23 protein-coding genes and 3 tRNA genes are annotated in these 22,568 nt (G+C 73.6%); 8 read left to right on the top strand and 18 right to left on the bottom strand.

Annotated elements, in window-relative coordinates; genetic code table 11:
* Positions 1–289 precede the first annotated feature (289 nt).
* From CO540_RS20705 to CO540_RS30425, 3 genes are all read right to left on the bottom strand, one after another.
* Positions 290–362 (bottom strand) — tRNA-Arg (locus CO540_RS20705).
* 36 nt (positions 363–398) lie between these two features.
* Positions 399–489: transfer RNA gene (locus CO540_RS20700), tRNA-Ser, on the bottom strand.
* A gap of 520 nt (positions 490–1,009) precedes the next feature.
* Complete coding sequence (locus CO540_RS30425; RefSeq protein WP_172967763.1) at positions 1,010–1,441, bottom strand: hypothetical protein; 432 nt, start codon at positions 1,439–1,441, stop codon at positions 1,010–1,012.
* Between the two features lie 70 nt (positions 1,442–1,511).
* Here CO540_RS30425 and CO540_RS20695 point away from each other — a divergent pair, with 70 nt between their 5' ends.
* Positions 1,512–2,348 (top strand): hypothetical protein, encoded by an 837-nt coding sequence (locus tag CO540_RS20695; protein ID WP_253866113.1) that lies wholly within the window; start codon positions 1,512–1,514, stop codon positions 2,346–2,348.
* A 61-nt stretch (positions 2,349–2,409) separates the two neighbouring features.
* Here CO540_RS20695 and CO540_RS20690 read toward each other — a convergent pair whose 3' ends face one another.
* Positions 2,410–3,183 carry a CPBP family intramembrane glutamic endopeptidase gene (locus CO540_RS20690; protein WP_099163297.1) on the bottom strand — a complete coding sequence of 258 codons (774 nt, stop codon included), beginning with the start codon at positions 3,181–3,183 and terminating at the stop codon, positions 2,410–2,412.
* Between the two features lie 122 nt (positions 3,184–3,305).
* Between CO540_RS20690 and CO540_RS20685 the strand changes: the two genes are divergently transcribed.
* Positions 3,306–4,427 (top strand): globin domain-containing protein, encoded by a 1,122-nt coding sequence (locus CO540_RS20685; RefSeq protein ID WP_099163296.1) that lies wholly within the window; start codon positions 3,306–3,308, stop codon positions 4,425–4,427.
* A 66-nt stretch (positions 4,428–4,493) separates the two neighbouring features.
* On the opposite strand, the gene CO540_RS20680 is transcribed toward CO540_RS20685, so the two are convergent.
* Entirely contained in the window at positions 4,494–6,023 is a 1,530-nt protein-coding gene (locus CO540_RS20680) for a peptide deformylase (RefSeq protein WP_099163295.1), read from the bottom strand.
* 322 nt (positions 6,024–6,345) lie between these two features.
* Here CO540_RS20680 and CO540_RS20675 point away from each other — a divergent pair, with 322 nt between their 5' ends.
* A complete protein-coding gene (locus CO540_RS20675; RefSeq protein WP_099163294.1) occupies positions 6,346–7,128 on the top strand; it encodes a hypothetical protein in 783 nt (260 codons plus the stop codon).
* Between the two features lie 13 nt (positions 7,129–7,141).
* Here CO540_RS20675 and CO540_RS20670 read toward each other — a convergent pair whose 3' ends face one another.
* Complete coding sequence (locus CO540_RS20670) at positions 7,142–8,908, bottom strand: hypothetical protein (RefSeq protein WP_099163293.1); 1,767 nt, start codon at positions 8,906–8,908, stop codon at positions 7,142–7,144.
* 207 nt (positions 8,909–9,115) lie between these two features.
* On the opposite strand from CO540_RS20670, the gene CO540_RS20665 reads away from it, so the two are divergent.
* A complete protein-coding gene (locus tag CO540_RS20665) occupies positions 9,116–9,826 on the top strand; it encodes a bifunctional 2-polyprenyl-6-hydroxyphenol methylase/3-demethylubiquinol 3-O-methyltransferase UbiG (RefSeq protein ID WP_091568193.1) in 711 nt (236 codons plus the stop codon).
* 93 nt (positions 9,827–9,919) lie between these two features.
* Here the strand turns inward: CO540_RS20665 and CO540_RS20660 are convergent, their stop codons facing one another.
* From CO540_RS20660 to CO540_RS20650, 3 genes are all read right to left on the bottom strand, one after another.
* Positions 9,920–10,453 (bottom strand): YbhB/YbcL family Raf kinase inhibitor-like protein, encoded by a 534-nt coding sequence (locus CO540_RS20660; RefSeq protein ID WP_099163292.1) that lies wholly within the window; start codon positions 10,451–10,453, stop codon positions 9,920–9,922.
* Positions 10,454–10,494: 41 nt separating this feature from the next.
* Positions 10,495–11,145 (bottom strand): DNA alkylation repair protein, encoded by a 651-nt coding sequence (locus CO540_RS20655; RefSeq protein ID WP_099164873.1) that lies wholly within the window; start codon positions 11,143–11,145, stop codon positions 10,495–10,497.
* 50 nt (positions 11,146–11,195) lie between these two features.
* Positions 11,196–11,282 (bottom strand) — tRNA-Ser (locus CO540_RS20650).
* A gap of 71 nt (positions 11,283–11,353) precedes the next feature.
* Here CO540_RS20650 and CO540_RS20645 point away from each other — a divergent pair.
* Positions 11,354–12,328, top strand: a complete 975-nt coding sequence (locus CO540_RS20645; RefSeq protein WP_091568187.1) for an NAD(P)H-quinone oxidoreductase — start codon at positions 11,354–11,356, stop codon at positions 12,326–12,328.
* Between the two features lie 4 nt (positions 12,329–12,332).
* Here CO540_RS20645 and soxR read toward each other — a convergent pair whose 3' ends face one another.
* The gene (gene soxR / locus CO540_RS20640) at positions 12,333–12,776 is read right to left on the bottom strand and encodes a redox-sensitive transcriptional activator SoxR (RefSeq protein ID WP_099163291.1); all 444 of its coding nucleotides are present in this window, start codon (positions 12,774–12,776) and stop codon (positions 12,333–12,335) included.
* Positions 12,777–12,822: 46 nt separating this feature from the next.
* Between soxR and CO540_RS20635 the strand changes: the two genes are divergently transcribed.
* Both CO540_RS20635 and CO540_RS20630 read left to right on the top strand, forming a co-directional pair.
* Complete coding sequence (locus CO540_RS20635) at positions 12,823–13,506, top strand: transketolase (protein ID WP_091568178.1); 684 nt, start codon at positions 12,823–12,825, stop codon at positions 13,504–13,506.
* 14 nt (positions 13,507–13,520) lie between these two features.
* A complete protein-coding gene (locus CO540_RS20630; RefSeq protein ID WP_099164872.1) occupies positions 13,521–14,405 on the top strand; it encodes a transketolase family protein in 885 nt (294 codons plus the stop codon).
* A 67-nt stretch (positions 14,406–14,472) separates the two neighbouring features.
* Here the strand turns inward: CO540_RS20630 and CO540_RS20625 are convergent, their stop codons facing one another.
* From CO540_RS20625 to CO540_RS20600, 6 genes are all read right to left on the bottom strand, one after another.
* Positions 14,473–15,183 (bottom strand): glycosyltransferase family 2 protein, encoded by a 711-nt coding sequence (locus CO540_RS20625; RefSeq protein WP_099163290.1) that lies wholly within the window; start codon positions 15,181–15,183, stop codon positions 14,473–14,475.
* A gap of 79 nt (positions 15,184–15,262) precedes the next feature.
* Positions 15,263–15,862: a hypothetical protein gene (locus CO540_RS20620; protein ID WP_099163289.1), complete on the bottom strand. Its 600-nt coding sequence runs from the start codon at positions 15,860–15,862 to the stop codon at positions 15,263–15,265.
* Positions 15,863–15,918: 56 nt separating this feature from the next.
* Positions 15,919–17,361 carry a sensor histidine kinase KdpD gene (locus CO540_RS20615; protein WP_099163288.1) on the bottom strand — a complete coding sequence of 481 codons (1,443 nt, stop codon included), beginning with the start codon at positions 17,359–17,361 and terminating at the stop codon, positions 15,919–15,921.
* The gene (locus CO540_RS20610; RefSeq protein WP_091568163.1) at positions 17,354–18,046 is read right to left on the bottom strand and encodes a response regulator transcription factor; all 693 of its coding nucleotides are present in this window, start codon (positions 18,044–18,046) and stop codon (positions 17,354–17,356) included. The genes CO540_RS20615 and CO540_RS20610 overlap by 8 nt, the downstream gene beginning before the upstream one ends.
* 69 nt (positions 18,047–18,115) lie before the next feature.
* Positions 18,116–18,628, bottom strand: coding sequence for a hypothetical protein (locus tag CO540_RS20605; protein WP_099163287.1), 513 nt, complete (start codon positions 18,626–18,628; stop codon positions 18,116–18,118).
* Positions 18,629–18,734: 106 nt separating this feature from the next.
* Positions 18,735–19,907, bottom strand: a complete 1,173-nt coding sequence (locus CO540_RS20600) for an acetyl-CoA C-acyltransferase (protein ID WP_099163286.1) — start codon at positions 19,905–19,907, stop codon at positions 18,735–18,737.
* A 100-nt stretch (positions 19,908–20,007) separates the two neighbouring features.
* On the opposite strand from CO540_RS20600, the gene CO540_RS20595 reads away from it, so the two are divergent.
* On the top strand, positions 20,008–20,442 hold the full coding sequence (locus tag CO540_RS20595) for a PH domain-containing protein (protein WP_172967888.1): 435 nt from the start codon (positions 20,008–20,010) through the stop codon (positions 20,440–20,442).
* 568 nt (positions 20,443–21,010) lie between these two features.
* On the opposite strand, the gene CO540_RS20590 is transcribed toward CO540_RS20595, so the two are convergent.
* Positions 21,011–21,955 carry a rhomboid family intramembrane serine protease gene (locus tag CO540_RS20590; RefSeq protein WP_099163284.1) on the bottom strand — a complete coding sequence of 315 codons (945 nt, stop codon included), beginning with the start codon at positions 21,953–21,955 and terminating at the stop codon, positions 21,011–21,013.
* 25 nt (positions 21,956–21,980) lie between these two features.
* Entirely contained in the window at positions 21,981–22,511 is a 531-nt protein-coding gene (locus CO540_RS20585) for a peptidylprolyl isomerase (RefSeq protein WP_091568142.1), read from the bottom strand.
* Between the last annotated feature and the right edge of the window lie 57 nt (positions 22,512–22,568).

The raw sequence follows: 22,568 nt of genomic DNA, 5'->3' as shown, positions 1-22,568 counted from the left end.
ACTAACCCGGAGTGGCTGCATCGACCGGACGACAAGGATGTTCGACCACTCGCTTCGTTGGCCACACCCACCCGCCACGTCGTCTGGTCCGGGATGGCCAATGATCCGCGCAGTGACGATCCAGGACGCGGATTGATCGTCGGCAGGCGCAGGCCGCTCACCGCAAGCCACGCCGCTGGTCACGCTGTGGCAACTGCGGCGCACCCGTGCCACCGAAGTGGCACGAAAAACGCCCCCCTGGTCGATCACTATCGATCGCCAGAGGGGCGTTTCCGCAGGTCAAACCCTGTGCGCCCGAAGGGACTCGAACCCCTAACCTTCTGATCCGTAGTCAGATGCTCTATCCATTGAGCTACGGGCGCCCGGTGCTCGGCCAGTCTACACAACCGGCTTTCGCGCGGAGACTCCGGGATTCGAACCCGGGAGGGGCTTTAAGACCCCAACCGCATTAGCAGTGCGGCGCCATAGACCAGACTAGGCGAAGTCTCCCTGGTGGCCCGGAGGTCACCGCGCCCGAGAATACAGGTCCGCACCCGCCCGGAGCAAAGCGACTACCGGCGCCCGGTCCGGACGGCGTGTTTCCACCGTGTGCCAGATCACGTCCACGGCTACGCTCCATCGATATGCAGGAGCACCCGCCGAGCGATCCGCCCCATCGCGAGCCCGCCGCCAAGGCCCGGCGGAGCCGCTCCCCCCGACCGACGTTCAGCCCGCCACCGGCACCGGAGCCCGCCCCGGTGGAGGCGACGGAGGACACACCGCCGCGCCGGCGACCGCGTCGGACCGCGCCGACCGTCCTCTTCCAGCCGCCGGCCCCGGCCGCCGAGGCGCCGCCGGCGCCTCGCCCACGCGCCGGCGGCGACCCCGCCGAGCCCGATCCAGGTTCGCCGTCCGGCCCGGCCGCCGCCGCGCCGGACGACACCGGCCCGGGTACGCGATCCGGCGGGGGGACCGCCGAGCGGGACGACGCCGGTTCCGGTACGCCGCCGGGCGAGCCGGAGGTGACCGGTCAGCCGCCGGCGGCCGTCGACCCCACGCCGAACGAGGTTCCCACCGGGAGTACGGCGTCCGGGGGGCCCTCGGTCGGGGCGACCGCGACCGGGGCGACCTCGGTCGCGAAGGCGACCCCGAAGCGGGCACGGCGTGCCGCCGAGGACAGGACCACGCCCGACGCGGAGACCACCCCGGCCGGGAAGACGACCGCCCCGGCGGCCAGGAAGGCCGCGCCCACCCCGCGAAAGGCGGCCGGTGCGAGCCGGAGAACCCCCGACGCGCCCGAGTTCACCGCGCCGGCCGGGGCTGGGGCGTCCACGGCCGGGCCGCAGCCCGCCGACGCCGAGCCGACCCCGGTCGAGGAGCCGGCAAGCCCGGTCCGCCCGGCGCGGGCCCGCCGGACCACCAAGGCCACCCCGGCGGCACGGACCAGCCCCGCGAAACGCACCGCCAGGCAGGCGGCCGGGGCTGTCCCGCCGACCCCGTCACCCGCCGATGCCCGGACGGACGCCGGCCCCATGGCGGAGATCCCGGACCGACCGGACACCGTGCCGGACGCCGGCCCCACGGCGGAGGGCCCGAACAGGGCGGACCCCCGGCCGGTCGCCGGGCCGACCTCGGACACCCCCGCGCACGGGGTCATCGGCAGGGACGCCGCAACCGCGGGCACGGGTGAGCGGATCACCCGGGCCGCCGACGGGTCGGCGGCGGTGGCGCGTACCCCGGTGGAGGGCTGGCGGGCGGTGGGGCCGAGGTTGCGCGACCACCCCGGGTTCGCGCCGGAGTTGCTGGCCCTGGCCGCGGTGGACGCCCTCGGTCCGCGTGCCCGGGACTGGGTGGAGCAGGTCCGCCGGGCCTACCCGCAGGCGGACGCGGACGGGGTGGCCCGGTTGGCGACCCGGCGGTTCGTCCGGATGGCCGGCACGGGCGGCGCGTTGGCGGCGGGCGCCGGGCTGTTCGCGCCGGTCGCGGAGCTGACCGCCGTGCTCTGGACCCAGGCGAACCTGGTGCTGCACCTGGCCGCCGCCTACGGGCGGGAGCCGGCGCATCCGGACCGGGCGGCCGAGTTGCTGGTGCTGACGTCGGTGCACCCGGACGACGGCACGGCCCGGGCGGCGCTGGCGGCGGCCCGGGCGGCCGACGAGCCGGCGGACGGGCCGTGGGGGCGGGTGGCCGAGGCGGCCTGGCGGCTGGCCACGCCGGTGGCCGCGCAGGCGGGCGGGTGGCTCGGGTTGCGGCTGGCCGCCCGGTTGCTGCCGGGCGCGGCGGCGCTGGCGGCCGCGACCGGTGGGACGGCCGCCGCCGAACGACTCGCCGCCCGGGCGGTCGCCCGGTACCGGCCCACCCGCGCCTGATCGACACCGGGTACGGCGAGGTGGTGGCATCACCCGCCACCTCGCCGACCTGGCGCAACGCTCAGAGCCAGCCGAACCAGGACCTCGGCAGCAGCGCGTAGCCGACGAAGGCGACCACGTCGAGCAGGGTGTGCGCGACGATCAGCGGGGCCACCCGGCGCGTGCGCAGGTAGAACCACCCGAAGATCAGCCCCATCACGGCGTTGCCGACGAACGCGCCGAAGCCCTGGTAGAGGTGGTACGAGCCGCGCAGCACCGCGCTGGTCGCGAGCACCGCGCCGATCCGCCAGTTGAGCTGCCGCAGCCGGGTGACCAGATAGCCGACCACGATCACCTCCTCCAGCACGGCGTTCTGCACGGCGGCGAGGATCAGCACCGGCACCGCCCACCAGAGGTCCGGCAGGGCGGCCGGAACGAGGGTGGCGTTGATGCCGAGCTGCGCCGCCACCCAGAACAGCGCCAGGCCGGGCAGGCCGATGAGCGCGGCCAGGCCCGCGCCGCGGACCAGGTCGGAGCCGGGCCGGCGGAGGTCGACGCCGAGCGTCCGCGCCGGGTCGCCGGGGTCGCGCGCCAGCAGGTGTACGGCGAGCAGCACCGGCAGCAGCGCGAAGACGATCCCGAGCAGCTGGTAGGTGAGGTCGAGGTAGGGCCGGGCGGACGCGGAGGTGTTCAGCGCGGCGGTCTGCTTCGACAGCCCGCCCGACGCGGTGAGCTTGGCGACCAGCGAGACCAGCGCGTACACGGCCGACTGGCCGAGGGAGAGACCGAGCACGAGCAGCGTCTCGGTGCCCAGCACCCGGCGGGAGACCGGCCGGGCCAGCTCGTCAACCGTCACCGGACCATGAAACCACCTCGGCGACGAGGTGGGCCGGTCGCACATCGTGTGCGACCGACGGACACGCTGCGTGGACATTCTATGGGGGCCGATCCGCCCGTACGGAGAAGGAGCGTGCCCCTGTGGAGAACTTCGCGCGGCTGCTGAAGGAGAGCTGGGCCCTGGTGGAGGAGCACCGGGAGCGGCTCAGCGGCCACTTCTACGCCCGGCTGTTCCTCCTCGACCCGGAGCTGCGCGCGCTCTTCCCGGTGCAGATGAACGGGCAGGGCGACCGGATCCTGGAGGCCATCGTCACGGCCACCCAGACGGTGGACGATCCGGAGAGCTTCGACGAGTACCTGCGCGCGCTGGGTCGGGACCACCGGAAGTACCACGTGTCGTCCGCCCACTACGAGACCATGGGCGTCGCCCTGCTCGACGCGCTGCGCAGCACCGCCGGCGACGGCTGGAACCTCGAGTACGACCAGGCGTGGCGGGAGGCGTACGCGAGCATCAGCGAGCGGATGCTCGCCGGCGCGGAGGCGGACGGGAACCCGCCGTTCTGGCACGCCGAGGTGCTCACCCACGAGCGGCACGGCCCGGACACGGCGGTGCTGACCGTCCGTGCCCTCCAGGATCCGCTCGCCTGGAAGGCCGGTCAGTACGTGAGCGTGGAGGTGCCCCGCCACCACCCCCGGGTGTGGCGGACGTACTCGGTGGCGAACGCCCCGAACGAGGAGAACGTGCTGGAGTTCCACGTCCGGACACCGGCCGGGGCGGCCGGCTGGGTCTCCGGCGCGCTGGTCCGCCGGACCAAGCCGGGTGACCTGCTGCGGGTGGCCGCGCCGATGGGCTCGATGACGCTGGACCCGGACTCCACCCGGGACATCCTCTGCGTGGCCGGCGGGGTCGGGCTGGCCCCGATCAAGGCGCTGGTGGAGGAACTGGCCCGGGTCAACCGGACCCGCTGGGTGCACGTCTTCTACGGCGCCCGCCGCCCCGAGGAGCTGTACGGGCTGGCCGGCCTGGAGGAGCTGGTGGCGACCCACCCCTGGCTGTCGGTGACGCCGGCGTGCAGCGAGGACGCGGACTACGCCGGTGAGCAGGGTGACGTCTCCGAGGTGGTCACCCGGTACGGCCCGTGGACCACGCACGACTGTTACGTCTCCGGTTCGGCGGCCATGGTCCGGGCGACGCTGCGGGCGCTCGCCGCCGACGACGTCCCGCCGGACAACATCCGCTACGACACGTTCGGCAACCTCTGAGCCTTTCTCCCCCCGAGCCGGGTCGCGTGCCCCCGCCCCCTGGGGCACGCGACCCGGCCCCCCGTGTCAGTAGCGCCAGGGGGTACCGGTCTCGCGGTATTCCTCCACCGGCACCAGCGGCACGCCGGGGGCCATCCGGTCGACGTACAGGCGCCCCTCCAGGTGGTCGATCTCGTGCGCGACCAGCCGGGCCATCGCGTACTCGAAGGACGTGATCACCCGGCTGCCGTCCCAGAGGGCGTGTTCCACGTCGATCCGCAGCGGTCGGGGCACCAGGCCGCGGTGGTCGAAGTAGGAGAGGCAGCCCTCGTACTGCTCGTCGGTCTCGGCGGCGGCGTCCACCACGCGGGGGTTGAGCAGCACCACCGGTTCGGCCGCCCGGTCGGCGGGGCGGACCAGGGCGGCGGCCCAGCCGAGGCCGAGCTGGGGTGCGGCGAGGCCGACGCCCTTGCTGAACGGGTGCAGCTCGTCCAGGCGGACCAGCATGCCGGCGAGCCGGTCGACCACCTTCCGGGCGTGCGGCTCCTCGGCCGGCAGGTCGAACGGGCGGGCCGGTTGCCGGAGCAGGTCGTCGCCGCGTTGCACGATGCCCACCGCGCGCATCCGGTCGCTGGCCCGCACCCGGCCGCCGGCCGGCGGGCCGTCCGGCTCGGCCTCCGGCGCCGGACTGCGGAACCGCCACTGCAAGCGGTAGCGGGCGTTCAGCGGCGGGTCGTCGGTCCCCCAGTCGAAGATCAGGCGGTCGTCGGCCGCGGTGCGCTGGATCGGCGTCCGCAGCGGTCCCTCCTCCGCCGACAGCGAGGTCTCCGCGCCCCACACCTTCGGGTCGAGGTCCGCGGGCAGGTCGAGGCGCACCGCCAGGTGCCGGGTGGGCAGGCGTACGGCGCGCTGGAACCAGGGGCCCCACTTGTCCCGGCCGACCTGGTACGCGTACTCGATGGTGACCCGGTCGCCCGGGTAGAGCGGGAAGCGGCCCTCGTCGTTCTCGAAGAGCAGCCAGATCTCCTTGAACGCGTCCCGGTCGTGTTTGGCCCGCCAGTGCATCGGCTCCCGCCCGCTGCCGTCGTCCCGGTACGCGGTGAGTTGCAGCTCGGCGAAGGTGAGCGGATGCTCCCGGTGGTGCCGGTTGGAGCGGCCCGGATCGTTCGGGTAGCGGTCGACCGCGACCCGGACCAGGTAGCGGGTGACCGGCTCGGTGCCGGCGTTGTAGAGCTCCCGGCGGATGGCGCAGTGGTAGCCGTCGCCGGTGTGGGTGAGCGTGGCGACCTCGCGCTCGACCACCAGGCCGGTGCCGGGCGGCAGCCACTGGCCGGGTACCGGCGGGTCCCGGTGCGCCCCGGCGGCCCGGCCGTGCCGCAGTTCGTCGTACTCCCGGAAACGCTGCCAGATCGCGCCGCTGGCCTCCAGGACGGCCTCGGCCCGGCGGGCGAAATCCTCGGTGGGCCGGTGGCGGCGCCCTTCGACGTGGCTGACGTAGGACGGGTCGAAGCCCATCAGCGTCGCCAACTGTTTCTTGGACAGCCCTCGGCCGGTCCGGTGCCGGGCGAGTTCGGCCGCGAACGAGTCGGCGGCACGCTCGATCGGTGAGGTCGTCATCAGCTTCCTCGTAGCCGGGACGACCATTTTCACGTTGGGTGGCCGGACGTGTACGGAAACTGCCTCGTATTCGACACTCGCCTTGACAATTCAACGGCGCACGTCGATGCTTGCGCGACCCGCCCGGCCCGCCCGGCGGCGTTTTCCGCCCACCCCGCCGGGTAGTACGCGACGGCGACGGAGTGACCGGGACCTCCCCCTGAAGCCCGTGGCACCACTTTCCCTCCGCCGGGGATTGTGGTTAGGCTAGCCTTAGCTTCGGTCGACGGCACGCGCCGGCCGGCAGGGCGACCAGACAGGGGACGGCCAGGTGACTGCGGTGATGCCGGGGCGCGACGTCGCCACCCCGTTCGCCCCGGTGACCGCGACCCTGCGCGTCATGTTCGGCACCGACGACCTGCCCGGGCTCGCGCCCGGCCTACTGGTCCGCGACGAGCTGGACCGCTGGACCCCGGCCGCCCGCCTGGTCGACGGCACGCTGCTGCCCGAGTTCCTCACCGCCGCGGGCCGGCGCTGGGGCGGCACGCCGCACGCCTGCGCCGCGCTGGCCTGGAAGTCCTACAGCTACTGGACCGCGCTGCCGGCCGTGCTCGGCTGGGCCTCGGCCCGCCGGGTGCCGCTGCTCGACCCGGCCCACGTGCTGGTGCACTTCGAGGACCACCACCAGTTGCTCACCCTGGGGCTGCGCGCCTCGACCCCGGTGGCGGTGCTGCCCGGCGACCCGCTCGCCCTCAGCGGCGCGCCGGGGATCCGGGTGGTCGCCGACGAGACGGCACTGCTCGGCGAGCTGCGCGCGTCGCTGCTCGACGCGCACTTCGCCCCGCTGATCACCGCCATCCAGGGCGAGGTCCGGATCGGCACCCGTACGCTGCTCGGCTCGGTGGCGTCCGGCATCGCGCACGGCATCCTGCGCGCGGCGGACGCGCTGCCCGGCTCGTCGGCCGCGACCGTGACCACGCTGCTGGACGCGCTCGACCTGGGCGACCTGGTCGAGCTGGTGCCCGGCCCGACCGGCGAGCCGACCGTGCAGCGGCGCACCTGCTGCCTCGCGTTCACGCTGCCCCGGCCCAAGGTCTGCCAGGGCTGCTGCGTCCGTCAGGGCTGAGCGCCCGACGCGCTCAGTCCACCAACGGCCGGACGTCCCACAGCCACACCCCGCCGGAGCGGGTGGGCGTGATCCCGGTCAGCTCGGTCATCGCCCGGCGCAGCGCCTCGGCCTGCCGCAGCCGGGGGTCGAGGATCACCACGCCGGCCCGCCAGTACCGCAGGTCGTCGACGGCGGCCACCCGGTCCTGCGGAGTGATCGGGGGCACCGCGTCGGTGCGCCGCACCGTGTCGAAGAACGTGCTGGTGGGACGCGGTGGGGCGGTGAAGAGGGCGATCCGGTCGCCGCCCGGGCGGGTGTCCGGATAGAGAAAGTAGCCCCGGGCCAGCGGCATGTCCAGCCCGGTCTCGGCGGACCAGCGCAGCGGGACCGCGTACGTGGTGTCGGGCAGGGGGAGCGTGACGACGCTCCGCCCGTCGGCGACGTAGGGACGCCAGGTTCCGGCGGTGACGAACGCCGGGGTCGGGTCGAGTCGCTTGGCCGGCAGCGGGGTGGGCAGGATCGGCAGCAGCGCCATGGCCAGCACGGTGCCGGTGGCGAACCGGATCTGCCCGCGTGCCGCCGGGTGACGCGCGGCGAGACGTCGAGCCCGGTCGGCCCCGAGCGCGAGCAGCACGCCGACGATCGGGGTGAGCGCGAGCGACCAGCGGGTGGGCACCACCGAGTGCAGGACCGGCAGGTTCTCCAGCGCGGCCCACGGGCCCGGGACGCCGGTGTCCCGCCCGTCGAACCGGACCTGTCGGCCGAGCGAGAAGACCGCGAACACCAGCCCCACCGCGGCCAGCCCGAGCACCACCGCGTCCCGGCGCAGCCACCAGACCAGCGCGGCCACCAGCACCACGAGCGGCCACCCGAAGAACGCGTTCTCCTCGGTGGCGTTCTTCACCAGTGGTTCGCTGCCCCGGGCGTCGCCGGCCACCGACTCCCGGGACCACGCGACGTACGCGGCGAGGTCGGTGGAGTAGCCCCGGATCAGGGTGGAGAGCCCGCTGTAGGCGCCGGGGCCGAAGAACTGCACCCGGAGCGGGTACGCGAGCAGCGCCCCGGCGACCGCGGCGGCCACCCCGAGCCCGGCGGCGAACGGGCGTGCCGCCGACCGCAGCGCGGGCCGCCCGAGCGCCAGCGCGAGCACCACCACGCCCAGGCCGATGGCGGTCATCAGCAGGATCTCCAGGTTGAGGAACGCCTGCCAGACGATCACCAGGCCGAGCAGCACGCCGTTGCGCAGCCAGCGGCCGGGCTGCGCCAGCCGCAGCGTCCGCCAGACGATCAGGGGCACCACGAACTGGCTGACGATGTTCGGGTGGGCGTTGGCGTGCGACACCATCGCGGGCGCGAACGCGCAGAAGCCGGCGCCCAGCCAGGCCGGCCCGCGCGCGCCGATCACCACGCGGGAGAGCAGGAAATACCAGGCCGCTCCGGTGGCGGCGAGGCCGAGGGTGAGGAAAATGAGAAAGGACCACCGCGGCCCGCACCACAGCGTTATCGGCGACAGCGGCACCGAAATGGATAATACGGACGTATTGGCCATGAGATTGACCACGTCCGGCACATTCATCCGGTCCGAGGTGAACGGATAGGCGAAATCCGTGACGACGCGCGCACCGTGCGCCATCATCCATTCGAATTGCGCCTGATCGGTGCGATTGTCCCGGACCCCGTTCGCCGGATCCACCCACAGGCGAGCGGTGACCCAGAACGCGAGCAGCACGAAGCTGAGCACGGCGAGGGCGTCGAACCGCCGACCCCGTGGGCCCACGTCCGATTCCGGAGTAGTCATGACATTTCAGAGCGTAGTCAGGGTATGACGGGCCCGTGACATGTTTCCGGGACTCACGTACTATGTGCCGAGTTCGCCGACCGCCGATCACGTGCCCCACCCGACCGCAATTCGGCCACCCCGGTGCCCCGATTTCCCCACCAGCCATCCAGATGGTTGACTCTGACGGTCCAGGCGCGGGTCAGTCATATCGTGAGGAATCGACGCATGGCAGAAATCACTGGGGATCAGCGCGTCCAGTCGGAGGTGCTCGAAGGCCTGGCGACGGCGGTCAACCACCGACGGTGGTTCGTCGAGCTGGCCGTGCCCTACCTCGGTGACAACCCCATCGAGATCGGCAGCGGCCTCGGCGACTACGCGTTGGAGTGGGCCGAGCACCTGCCCCGGATCACCGCCACCGAGGCCGACCCGGAGCGGCTGATCAAGCTCAAGGAACGGCTGGCCGACCACCCGGGCGTCGAGGTCCGGCAGATGCTGCTGCCGCACACCGAGCGGGGCGACTACAGCGCCGCCGTCTCCTACAACGTGCTGGAGCACATCGACGACCACGTGGGCGCGCTACGCAGCATGCGCGACCTGGTCCGGCCCGGCGGCGCGGTGGTCATCATCGTGCCGGCGTTCCAGTTCGCGATGAGCCCGGCGGACATCGCCACCGGCCACGTGCGGCGCTACACGAAGAAGACGCTCGGCGCGGCGATGACCGAGGCCGGGCTCACCGTGGAGAAGATCCACTACGCGAACGCGCTCGGCCTGATCGGCTACTTCATGGCCACCAAGGTCTTCCGGCTGATGCCGAAGGAGGGCCCGATGGTGAAGGTCTACGACACGCTGGTGCTGCCCGCGACCAAGGCCGCGGAGCAGCGGGTCCGGCCGCCGTTCGGCCAGTCCGTCTTCGCGGTCGCCCGCGTCCCCGCCTGAGGCGCAAGGAGGGGCCCCCTGTTAACGCCTCCGGTATAGATGGGGCCCCCTCTCACACCCGCGTGTTAAGAAGGGGCCCCTGCTTACCTCTGGTCAGTCCTTGACCTGGTAGGTCGGGCGGATCACCGCGCGGGCCAGGGTGTGGAACGCCAGGTTGAAGCCGACGAAGGCCGGGCTGGCGTCCTTGCCCACGTCCAGGCGCTCGACGTCGACCGCGTGCACCGCGAAGACGTACCGGTGCGGTCGGTCACCCGGGGGCGGCGCCGCGCCGCCGTAACCGGTGTCGCCGTAGTCGTTGCGGATGCTGAACGCGCCCCCGAGGTCGGCCTCCGCCACCCCGGTGGGCAGCTCGGTGACGGACGCGGGCACGTCCACCAGCACCCAGTGCCAGAACCCGCTGCCGGTCGGGGCGTCCGGGTCGAAGCAGGTGACCACGAAGCTCTTCGTCTCCGCCGGGAAGCCGGACCAGGACAGGTGCGGCGACACGTTCTCGCCGCCGGCGCTGCCGTGCGCGTACCGCGCGTCCATCGGCTCGCCGTTGTGCACGTCGTCGCTGGTCAGGTCGAACGCCGACACCGTCGGCAGCAGCTCGTACGGGTCCGGGGCGATCGGTCGTTCCAGGGTCATCGAAACGGTCCTTCCGGGTGCGCGAAATGTTCTGCGCCCCTTCATACCCCGCTCTCGTGCTGCCGGCGCACCATCTCGGTGATCCAGATCGGCGCGTACGGCGACGTGCAGCCCGGCGGCGTCGGATAGTCCTTCAGCACCGCCAGGCGCTCGCCGACGGCGATCGCCCGGTCACGGTGCCCCGCGTGGTCGATCCCGATCTGGGCCAGGCAGTGGTTCATCGCCCACTGGAGGCGGTCCGGGGCGTCCCGCATCTCCGCCTCGATCACGTCCAGCAGGCCGGCCAGGTCGAGCCCGTTCGGCTTGCGCGCCACCCGCTCGGTGGTCAACGCCCAACCGGCGCTCGCCACCACCGGATCCGGGTCGGCGAGCCAGGCCAGCCGCAGCCGTTCGGCGTGCGGGCTCTTCTTCACCACGTAGGCCACGAGCCAGTCGTGCACCTTGGGCGTACGCGCCTCGCGCAGCATGCCGTCCAACTCGTCCGCCCCGAACGCCTTCGGCCGGCAGACCAGCAGCGCCAACAGCCGGGCCGCGCTGTCACCGGTCGCCCACAGCTCGCGGGCCAGCTCCTGCTGCGTCCTCAGCCGCTTCGCGACCGCCCGCAGCCTGCCCAGGTTGACCCCGTGGTCGTCGCCGTGCCGTTCGTTGACCGCGCGGACCCTCGGGTCCTCCAGCGCGACCAACTCGGCCATCACCTCGGCCAACGCCGCGTCCGTCACCTCGGCCTCCTGGGCGTTGCGGGCGGAGGGTGTGGGATTCGAACCCACGAAGACATCGCTGCCTTACCGGTTTTCAAGACCAGCGCCATCGGCCACTAGGCGAACCCTCCCGACGTGCTCCCCGAGGGGAACCCGACCGCGCATAGTCTGCCACGAACCCGGGATCGGGTAAGACTGAGCCATGCGCGCGATCACGATCACCGAACCCGGCGGACCCGAGGCCCTCGTCTGGACGGAGGTGCCCGACCCCGAGCCCGGCCCCGGCGAGGTCGTCGTCGAGGTGCGGGCCAGCGCGGTCAACCGGGCCGACCTGCTCCAGCGGCAGGGCCACTACCCGCCGCCGCCGGGCGCGCCCGCGTACCCCGGGTTGGAGTGCTCGGGGACGGTCCGCGCGCTCGGTCCCGACGTGACCGGCTGGTCGGTGGGCCAGGAGGTCTGCGCGCTGCTGGCCGGCGGCGGATACGCCGAGCAGGTCGCCGTGCCGGCCGGGCAGCTGCTGCCGGTGCCGGCCGGGGTGGACCTGGTCGACGCCGCCGCCCTGCCGGAGGTGGCCTGCACGGTCTGGTCGAACGTGGTCGACCTGGCCCGGTTGGCCGAGGGCGACACGCTGCTGGTGCACGGCGGCGGCAGCGGGATCGGCACGTTCGCGATCCAGCTCGGGGTGGCGCTGGGCGCGACGGTGGTGGTGACCGCCCGGTCGGCCAAGCACGACCGGCTGCGCGAGCTGGGGGCCGCGCACACGATCGACTACCGCGAGCAGGACTTCGTCGAGGAGGTACGCCGGGTCACCGACGGGCGCGGCGCGGACGTGGTCCTCGACATCATGGGCGCGTCCTACCTGCCCCGGAACGTGGCGGCGCTGGCGACCGGCGGGCGGCTCGTGGTGATCGGCATGCAGGGTGGCCGCAAGGGCGAACTCGACCTGGGGATGCTGCTGGCCAAGCGCGGCTCGGTGCACGCCACCGCGCTGCGGTCCCGTCCGGTGGCGGAGAAGGCGGCGATCACGCGCGGCGTCCGCGAGCAGGTGTGGCCGCTGGTGGAGGCCGGTCGGGTGCGCCCGGTGGTGCACGCCCGGGTGCGGATGGCGGACGCCGCCGACGCGCACCGGCTGGTGGAGACCAACGACCACCTCGGCAAGGTGCTGCTGGTGCGGTGACGCCTCAATCCCGGGGGAGCACCAGGCGGGCGCCCGGGCCCTCGGCGGCGAGCGAGTCGCCGGGGTTGTAGAGCGTGCAGCGCTGCAACGACAGGCAGCCGCAGCCGATGCAGCCGTCCAGGTCGTCGCGGAGCTTGCCGAGCAGCCGGATCCGTTCGTCCAGCCGGTCCCGCCAGGCTCGGGAGAGCGCGGCCCAGTCGTCCGGGGTGGGCGTACGCCCGGAGGGCAGCGAGTCCAGCGCCTCCCGGATCTCGTCCAACGAGACGCCGACCTGCTGGGAGATCCGGACGAAGGCCACCCGGCGCAGCTCCGTGCGGGCGTAACGACGCTGGTTGCCGCCGGTACGGGCGGCGCGGATCAGGCCCAGCCGTTCGTAGTAGCGCAGCGCGGAGGGCGCCACGCCGCTCCGCTCGGCGAGCTGGCCGATGGTCAGGGTTGCCTCATGCATCACAGGGCCTTGAGTTGAAGTTCGCTTCAGGTCCGAGGCTATCCGTATGACGACGACCACCGCCACCGAGCTGGCCGCGCTGCTGGACCGGGTCCGCGCCGGCCGCGAGTTCGGCCCGAACGTGTACTCGACGCTGGACGTGCTCCAGGTGCTCTACGACCGGGTGCTCCGGATCACCCCGGCCACCGTGGACGACCCCGACCGGGACCGGTTCCTGCTCTCCAAGGGGCACGCGGTCGCCGGCTACTACGCGCTGCTCGCCGCCCGCGGCTTCGTACCGGTCGAGTGGCTCGACGACCAGGGCGGCCCGGCGAGCCGGCTCGGCGACCATCCGGACCGCACCCTCGTGCCGGGGGTCGAGATCGGATCCGGCTCGCTCGGTCACGGCCTCGGGTTGGGCGTCGGCACCGCGCTCGGCCTGCGGGCCCAGGGACGGACCGGCCCCCGGGTGTACGTGCTGCTCGGCGACGCCGAACTGGACGAGGGATCCAACCACGAGGCGATCGCGTACGCCGGGGCGACGGGCCTGGCCGACCTGACCGCGATCGTGGTGGACAACCACTCGGCCACCCACGGCTGGCCGGGCGGCGTGGCGAGCCGGTTCACCGTGCACGGGTGGAGCGCCGCCACCGTCGACGGGCGCGACCACGACGCCCTGCACCGTGCCCTCACCGGACACGACCACCACCGGCCGCACGTCGTCGTCGCGGTCGTCGACAACGGGGAGTGACCATGACCACGAGCATGCGCGAGGAGTTCGTCAACACGGCCGAGGAGGTGCTCGCCGACCCCCGGAGCGTGATCGTGCTCGCCGACATCTCCGCCGCCGCCTTCGAGCCGGCCGCCGCCCGCTACCCGGACCGGGTGGTCAACGTCGGCATCCGGGAACAGCTCATGATCGGCGTGGCCGGTGGACTGGCGTTGACCGGGCAGCGGCCGATCGTGCACAGCTACGCCCCGTTCCTCGTCGAACGCGCCTACGAGCAGATCAAGCTCGACCTCGGCCACCAGGGGGTGGGCGCGGTGCTGGTGGGCATCGGCGCCTCCTACGACCGGGCGGCGTCCGGACGCACCCACCTCGGACCGGCCGACGTGGCCCTGGTCGACACGCTCGACGGCTGGACCGTGCACGTGCCGGGCCACCCGGACGAGGTGCGACCGCTGCTGCGCGCGGCGGTGTGCGGGGCGGGTTCGGCGTACCTGCGGTTGTCCACCCGGAGCAACGCGACCGCGTACCCGGAGGCGGGTGAGCTGCGGGTCGTCCGGGACGCCGGACCGGGCGCGCCGCTGCTGGTGGCGGTCGGGCCGACGCTGGACGCGGCGCTGGAGGCGGTGGCCGCCCGGCCGGTCACGGTGGCCTACACCCACCGGCCCCGGCCGTTCGACACCGCCGGGCTGCGGGCGCTGGCCGGCGCCGAGGTGATCCTGGTCGAGCCGTACCTGGCCGGCACCTCGACCCGGGTGGTGAGCGAGGCACTGGCCGACCGGCCGCACCGGCTGCTCGCCCTCGGCGTCGGCCGGGCGGACCTGCGCCGCTACGGCGGGCCGGAGGACCACGACCGCTGGCACGGACTGGACGCCGCCGGACTGCGCCGCTCGGTCGACGCGTTCCTCGGACCCACCGCATGAACCCGGACACGACAGGACCCCGCGACCCCGGCCGACGCCGGGATGCGGGGTCCTCGTGTCGTTCGGGTCAGCGCGCGGCGGCGGGGCCGACCGGGCGGCGCCGGGCGCGCTCGCGGGCCAGGATCCAGATCGCCTCGACGCCGTCCTTCCAGGTGATCTTCTTGCCCTCCTCGCGGCCCCGGGCCCGGTAGCTGATCGGCACCTCGTAGGGGCGGATCCGCTGGCGGAGCAGCTTGCCGGTGACCTCGGCCTCCATGCCGAAGCCGCGCGAGCGCACCTGGAGCGAGCGGTAGAGCTCCAGCGGCATCAGCTTGAAGCAGGTCTCCAGGTCGCCGATGTACGAGTTGTAGAGCACGTTGGCCGCCAACGTGACACCCTTGTTGCCCATCACGTACCAGAAGCTGTAGGAGCTGTGGCTGCCGAAGGTGCGATTGCCGTAGACCACGGTGGCCCGGCCGTCGAGCACCGGCTCCAGCAGGCGCGGGATGTCCTGCGGGTCGTACTCCAGGTCGGCGTCGAGGATGACCATGTACTCACCCTCGGCGTTGTCCACGGCGGTCTTGATGGCCGCGCCCTTGCCGGCGTTACGCGGGTGGGTGATCACCCGCAGGCGGACGTCGTCCACCCGGCCGAGCACCTCGCCGGTGCCGTCCCGGCTGCCGTCGTCCACGACGACCAGCTCGATCTCGCAGGGGTAGTCCACCGCCAACGCCTGCTTGAGGGCGTCCGCGATGCGTTCTTCCTCGTTGTAGACCGGCATGAGGATCGAGAGCTTCACGGGTTCTCCACAAAGGCGGCGGCAGGTCGGGGCATAGCCTAGCCTGGTAAATCCCTGAGGTCACCCACAGCCCGCCCGGTCAGCCCTGCTTGGCCGGAACGACGACCAGTCGGGCCACTCCGCCGTCACCCTGCGTGGCCCCGGCTACGCCCACCGTGGTGCCGATCTTGATATCACTCGACCGAACGGTGGAACGGCGCTCCACCACCCGCAGCTTCTCGTCGTACGTCCAGGTCTTCGTGAAGCCGTCGGTGGACTTCACGGTCATCGAACGGTCATCGATGGCGGTGACCTCCCCCCGCTGCACCGCGACGGTCTTCGTGCCCTCCTTGGTCTGCACCACGACCTCGCCGTGCAGGGTGTTCTTGCGCAGCAGCACCCGGGCGCGGTGTCGCTTGCGCCACTCCTGCGCCCCGGCCTTGCGGTCCGGTCGGGCCTGCTCGTCCGGCGTGCCGGAGGCGGACGGAGCGGGCGCGGCGACCGGGTCGACGTCCAGGTCGGCGGCGTCCACCCCGAGCGCGGCGAGCGCCTGGCCGTCCGCGCCCATCGCGGCGGCCACCTCGACCGCGGTCTCCCGGACCGGCTCGGCGCCGACCCGGCCCGCGCCGCACCCGGACAGGCCGAGCGCCGCGGCGGCGAGCAGCGCGGTGGCGCCGGTGACGATTCGCTGGCGTGCCATCTGTGTTCCTCTCGTCGGTGGTGACGTCAGCGTTCCCCACCCCCACGAGCGGATCGTCAGGCCGATGTTCGAGCCAGGTAAGGATCTCCGGGCAGCCGGACGGTGAAGGCCGCCCCGCCCTCCGGGGCGTGCGCGGCGGTGATGTCGCCGCCGAGCCGGCGTACCAGCCCGGCGGCGAGCGCCAGCCCGAGGCCGCTGCCCACCTTGCGCACCCCCCGGTACCGCTGGTGCAACGCGCCCCGCTCGAACGCCACCGCCAGGTCGTCGTCGGTGAAGCCGGGGCCGCCGTCCCGGACCTCCAGCACGCCGCCGGCCGCCGGGTCCGCGCCGGCGGCCCGGACCGCGAGCACCACCGGCGCCCCCGGGGGTACGACCCGCAGCGCGTTCTCCAGCAACCCGTCCACCACCTGCCGGATCCGACCCGGATCGGTGTACGCGGGCACCGGCGCGCCCGGCGACTCGACCCGGAACGGCACCCCGACCGCCGCGCACCGGTCCGACCAGGTCCGCTCCGCGTCGGCGGCGAGCCGGCTCAGGTCCACCGGACCGGGATCCAGCGGGAAGTCGGCGGCCTCCAACCGGGCCAACGCGAGCAGGTCGCTGACCAGTCGGTCCAGGTGCTCCGCCTCGGCGAGCACGGTCCGGCCGGTCGCCGGCACCGCGTCGGCGTCGATCACGCCGTCGGCCAGCGCCTCGGCATAGCCCCGGATGGCGGTGAGCGGGGTGCGCAGCTCGTGCGAGACGGAGAGCAGGAACTCCCGCTGCCGGCCCTCGCTGGTGGCCAGCGCGGCGGCCAGCCCGTTCAGCGCGTACGCCAGGTCGGCCACCTCGTCGGGCGGCTCGACCGGCACCCGGACCGCCCGGTCACCGGCCCGGAGCCGGGCGGCGGCGGTGGCCGCGACGCGGATCGGCCGGGCCAGCCGGCGGGCGAGCAGCAGCCCGGCGGCCGCGCCTGCGGCGAGGCCGGCGAGCAGCGGCAGCCAGAGACCGCGCAGCACCTGCTGCCACGGGCCGGTGGTGACGGCCCGGGTGAGCACCACCCCGTCACCGCCCGGCAGCGCCCGCGCCTCGACCAGCCGGCGTTCCCCGTCGACCAGCCGTCGACCGGAGACGTTCTTGCCGGCGGCGACCCGGGTGACCAGCGGTGCGGGCAGGCCGGGGCGGTCGACCCGACCGCCCCGGATCACGTACACCTCGATCTTCTGCTGGCGGAGCTGGCGGATGAGCCGGTCCCCTGCGCTGTCCCGCTGGCGGACCGCCCGGACGCGGAGCACCTCGGCGGCGAGCCGGGCCTGGGCGGCCAGCGCCTCCTGGTCCCGCCGTTCGGCGCCGCGCACCGCCAGGGGCACCGCGACCAACGCGGTGACCAGCACCGACACCAGCGCGACGGCGCAGGTGACGAGCACCGCGCGGGCGGTCAGCGTGTGCGCGCTCCGGCGGCGGGCGGGCGGCGCCGGCGGGCCGACGACCGGCAGCGCGACGGTGGGGTGGTCAGGCATCGGCCGCGTACCCGACGCCGCGGTGGGTGCGGATCACGCTGGCCGGGCCGAGCTTCGCCCGAACCTGCGCCACGTGCACGTCGACGGTCCGGGTGCCGGCGTGCGCCGCGTACCCCCAGACGCCGGCCAGCAGTTCCTCCCGGGTGAACACCCGGCCGGGGCGGGCCATCAGGTGGGCGAGCAGGTCGAACTCGGTGGAGGTGAGCTGCACCGGTACGCCGCCGGCGGTGACCGTGCGGCGGCCCGGGTCGAGGGTGACCGCGCCGAGCACCCGTGGTCGCTCGGCGGTGGCCGGTGTGCCCGACGTGCGGCGCAGCACCGCGCGGACCCGGGCGACCAGCTCGCGCGGGCTGAACGGCTTGGTGACGTAGTCGTCCGCGCCCAGCTCCAGCCCGACCACCCGGTCCACCTCGTCGTCGCGGGCGGTGAGGAAGATGACCGGCGTCCAGTCGCCCGACGTGCGCAGCCGCCGGCAGATCTCGGTGCCGGCCAGGCCGGGCAGCGCGATGTCGAGCACGCAGGCCACCGGGCGCAGGCGCCGCGCGGCGGCCAGGCCGGCGTCGCCGTCCCGTTCCAGGTGTACGCCGAAACCGTCCCGGGTCAGGTAGAGCCGGACCAGGTCGGCGATGGCCGGCTCGTCCTCCACCACGAGGACGAGCCCGCGCTGTGCGGCGTCGGCGGTCACCGGCCCATGATGACCGCTCGGTGGTCCCCGGGAAGGTCCGGGGAACGTTCGGGTCAGGTAAGAAGAACGTCAGCGCGCCGGCGCCGGGCGGAGCACGGCGGGCCGAGCGGCGGTCGGGGAGTCGCCGATGGTGGCGACGAGCCGTTCCGCCGGCGTCCGCAGCCGGGTACGGAAGGCGTGGTTCAGCAGGGCGTCGAGCTGCCACACCTGCTTCGGGTGGTGGGTGCGGATGAGGAACCGTTCACGGACCCCGTCGATCGCGGTGGCCGCCAGCTCCAGGCTGTGCGCCCGCGGGTCGGGGCTCCAGGTGACGTTGCTCAGCTCCCGCAGCTCGGTGTTGAGGTGCAGGCGGAGCCGGTGCAGCACCCGGGTCTGCCGGGTGACCACCAGCCGGCGGTGGGTGAGGAGCATCAGGTACTCGCCGCCGACCGGGTGGTCCGGGCGGCTGCACCGGGTGACCAGGATGGTGGCGTCGCCGGAGCCGACGCACCGGCGGAACACCGGCATGTGTCGGGTGACGGTCTGGGTGGCCAGGCCGGTCTCGGCGGCGGCCGGAAGGAACGTTCGCGAGAACACGTCCATGCCCGGTGCAACGAGCGGCTGACCAGGGGTGATATGGGTCACGCCCGATTTTTGGAACTTCCACCCGTGCAAATCGCACCTGCGGTGCGACTGCGCCGACTCCGGCTCAGAGCAGCTCGACGATGGTGGCGTTGGCCATGCCGCCGCCCTCGCACATGGTCTGGAGGCCGTAGCGGATGCCGTTGTCCCGCATGTGCTGGAGCATCGTCGTCATGATCCGCGCGCCGGACCCGCCGAGCGGGTGGCCGAGCGCGATCGCGCCGCCCCGGGGGTTGAGCCGCTCCGGGTCGGCCTCGGTCTCGGCCAGCCAGGCCAGCGGCACCGGGGCGAACGCCTCGTTCACCTCGTACACCCCGATCTCCTCGATGCCCAGCCCCGCGCGGCGCAGCGCCTTCGCGGTGGCCGGGATGGGCGCGGTGAGCATGGCGACCGGGTCGTCGGCGGCGACCACGGCGGTGTGCACCCGGGCGAGCGGACGCAGACCGTGCCGGCTGGCCCACTCGCTGGTGGTCACCGCGAGCGCGGCGGCGCCGTCGGAGATCTGCGACGCGGACCCGGCGGTGACCACGCCGTCGGGGCGGAACGGGGTGGCCAGCTCGCCGAGCTTGGCCAGTGAGGTGTCGCGACGGATGCCCTCGTCGGCGGCGAACTTGGCGCCGTCGGCGAGCGCCACCGGCGCCAGCTCCGGGTCGAACGCGCCGGCGTCCTGCGCGGCGGCCGCCTTCTCGTGGCTGGCCAGCGCGAACTCGTCCAGCTGGGTACGCGAGAACCGCCACCGCTCGGCGATCAGCTCGGCGCCGACGCCCTGGTTGAACGGCAGCGGCGAGTCCTCGGCGACGCCCTCGACGCCGCGGTAGCGCTCCAGGATCGCCGGGCTGAACGGCATCCCGCCGGCCACGCTGGAGCCCATCGGCACCCGGGTCATCGACTCGACGCCGCCGGCGACGACCAGGTCGGCCTGGCCGGAGAGGACGGTGGCGGCGGCGAAGTGCAGCGCCTGCTGGCTGGACCCGCACTGCCGGTCGAGCGTGGTGCCGGGGACCGACTCCGGCCAGCCGGCGGCCAGCACCGCGTTGCGCGCCACGTTCCAGGACTGCTCGCCGACCTGCGACACACAGCCCCACATCACGTCGTCGACCTGGCCCGGGTCGATGGCGGTGCGCTCGGCGAGCGCGCGCAGCACGTGCGCCGACAGGTCGACCGGATGCACCCCGGCGAGACTGCCCTTGCGTCGCCCGACCGGGGTCCGCACCGCGCCGACGATGACCGCGTCACTCATGTCTACTCCCCGGTAACCTCGCTTGCCCCGATCCTACGTGCTGACCCGACCGGTCGTCCTCCCCCGCCCTGCGGGCACCGGCGGCTGGCATGCTGGTCGGATGGATCCACAGTCGTCACCGGCCCGACAGTGGCGGGTGCCGCGCACGTCGCCGGTGGTCAAGGCGCTCGGCGCGCTGCTCCTGCTGGCCCTGGGACTGCTGCTCGCCGCCGGCGACCCGGTCCGCCCGGCGCTCGCCGGGCTGGCTGCCGCCGGACTGCTCGCCTGGGCGCTGCGCGACGTCGTCGCGCCGGTCCGACTCGCCGTGGACCCGGAGGGGATCACCGTGATCCGCGGGTTCGCCGGGCGCCGCAGGCTGCCCTGGGCGACCGTGGAGGCGATCCGGCTGGACCGGCGCAGCCGCCGCGGGCTCACCGCCGAGACGCTGGAGATCGACGCGGGGGAGTCGCTGCACCTGTACGGCCGGCGCGACCTGGACGCGCCACTGGACGAGGTGGCCGCCGCGCTCACCGCCGCCCGCGCCGCCGCGCGCTGAGCCCCACACCGACCGTTCACGTGCGCCGCGCGACGCCCGCCGCCGTCAGGCTCGGGCGATCGCGCGCCTTCAGCCGCGGGCCGGCCGGACCGAGCCGATCGCCAGGGCCTGGCATCCCGGCCCGGACGGGACCGAGACGGGCCGAGCCGGGCCGAGCCGGGCCGAGAAGGGCGGTGGAAGCCGCAGGAGCGGGAGCCAGCGGGACAACTCATCACTGATGAGCGATATACCGCTCAGTCATAATTATGACTGAGCGGTATATCGCTCTCGGGCACACTGTCGCCGAGACGCGACCCGCCTCGTGGGAACACGCCCGAGGCGCGACGTCTCAAGGGTCACGCCCGAGGTGGACACGTCCAGAGGAACAAGCCCGAGGTCGACATGCCCAGGGAACACGCCCCAGGGACCACGTCCCAAGGAACACGCCGGAGAGGAGGCCTCCGGGGCGACCTGGCCGAAGGCAACCTGGCCGAGCGTTGCCCCACTGCGCGGCCCTGCCCGCGCAGTGCCACGCCTCGACCGCCGGACCTGCTCGCGTGAAACCGGGGTCGTCAGCCGCGGCAGCGGGTCAGCCGAGCAGCGCCGCGGTGCGGACGACGGCCAAGCCGATCAGGGCGACCAGCAGGATCGCGCCGCCCGCCGCCTGGAAGACGGTCCGCCGCATCCGCGGGGCGTACGCCAGGACCAGGGCCATCACCGCGCCGACCACGAGCCCACCGAGGTGCCCGGCCACGGAGATGCCCGGCACGGTGAACGTGAAGATCAGGTTGATCACCAGGATCGGCACGATCGCCGAGGTGTCCCGCCCGAGCCGACGCATGATCACGAAGATGGCGGCGAACAGGCCGAAGATGGCCGTCGACGCGCCGACCGCGGGCTGGTTCGGGGCGCTGAAGAGATAGACCGCGACGTTGCCGCCGAGCCCGGCGATCAGGTAGAGCGCCAGGAAGCGCAGCGGCCCGAGCACCGCCTCCAGCGTCCGGCCGAGCACCCAGAGCGCCCACATGTTGAGCAGCAGGTGCACCAGGCCGTAATGCAGGAACATCGCGGTGACCAGCCGGTACCACTGGCCCTCGGCCACCCCGCCGACCGTGCCGTCGGGGAACATCGCCTGGCCGAGCACCGCACCCCAGTTGGTCAGCGGCGTCGAGCCGCCCATCAGGCCGCCGAAGCCGGAGCCGCCGGCGGCCGCGTCACCTCCCCGGTCGGAGGCGATGGAGAGCAGCATGACCAGCACGTTCAGCGCGATCAGGACCTTGGTCACATAGCCCTGGCGGCCGGCGGCACCGCCACCGAAGGCGGTACGCGCCGGCCGCACGCTGCGGCGTCCCTCGGCGACGCACTCCGGGCACTGGTGGCCGACGGAGGCGTCCCGCATGCACTCGGGGCAGATCGGCCGGTCGCATCGGGTGCACCGGATGTACGTCTCCCGATCGGGGTGCCGGTAGCAGACCGGAGTGGTCGGCACCGGCCCCTCGGTGGCGTCACCTGCCTGCCCGGAGCGCTCAGTCATGCGAGCAAAGGTACCCGCGTGACGCTCAGGACGGCTGCCGCTCGATCTCGACCCGCTCGATCACCACGTCCTGCAGCGGCCGGTCACTCGGCCCGGTCGGGGTGTTGGCGATCGAGTCGACCACCTTCGCGGACTGCTCGTCGGCCACCTGTCCGAAGATGGTGTGCCGGTTGTTCAGGTGCGGGGTCGGCCCCACGGTGATGAAGAACTGCGAGCCGTTGGTGCCCGGCCCGGCGTTCGCCATCGCCAGCAGGTACGGCCGGTCGAAGCGCAGCTCCGGGTGGAACTCGTCGGCGAACTTGTAGCCCGGGCCGCCGCGCCCGGTGCCGGTCGGGTCGCCCATCTGGACCATGAAGCCGCTGATCACGCGGTGCGAGATCGTGCCGTCGTAGTAGGGCCCGCTGCCCGGCTGGCCGGTCCGCGGGTCGGTGTACTCCCGCGTGCCTTCGGCCAGCTCCACGAAGTTGCGGACGGTCTTCGGCGCGTGGTTCGGGAAGAGCTCCAGCCGGATCGGGCCGGCGTTGGTGTGCAAGGTGGCGTAGACAGCCTCGGCCACGGGTACTCCTCACTCGTTGGTCAGTTCCTTGCGGATCCTCCCATGTGCCCGATCTGG

It is taken from the genome of Micromonospora sp. WMMA2032, from assembly GCF_002688545.1.
Lineage (GTDB): Bacteria > Actinomycetota > Actinomycetes > Mycobacteriales > Micromonosporaceae > Micromonospora > Micromonospora sediminicola.
Note: the sequence above shows the minus strand (reverse complement) of the source record. Positions and strands in the feature narration are given on the sequence as shown.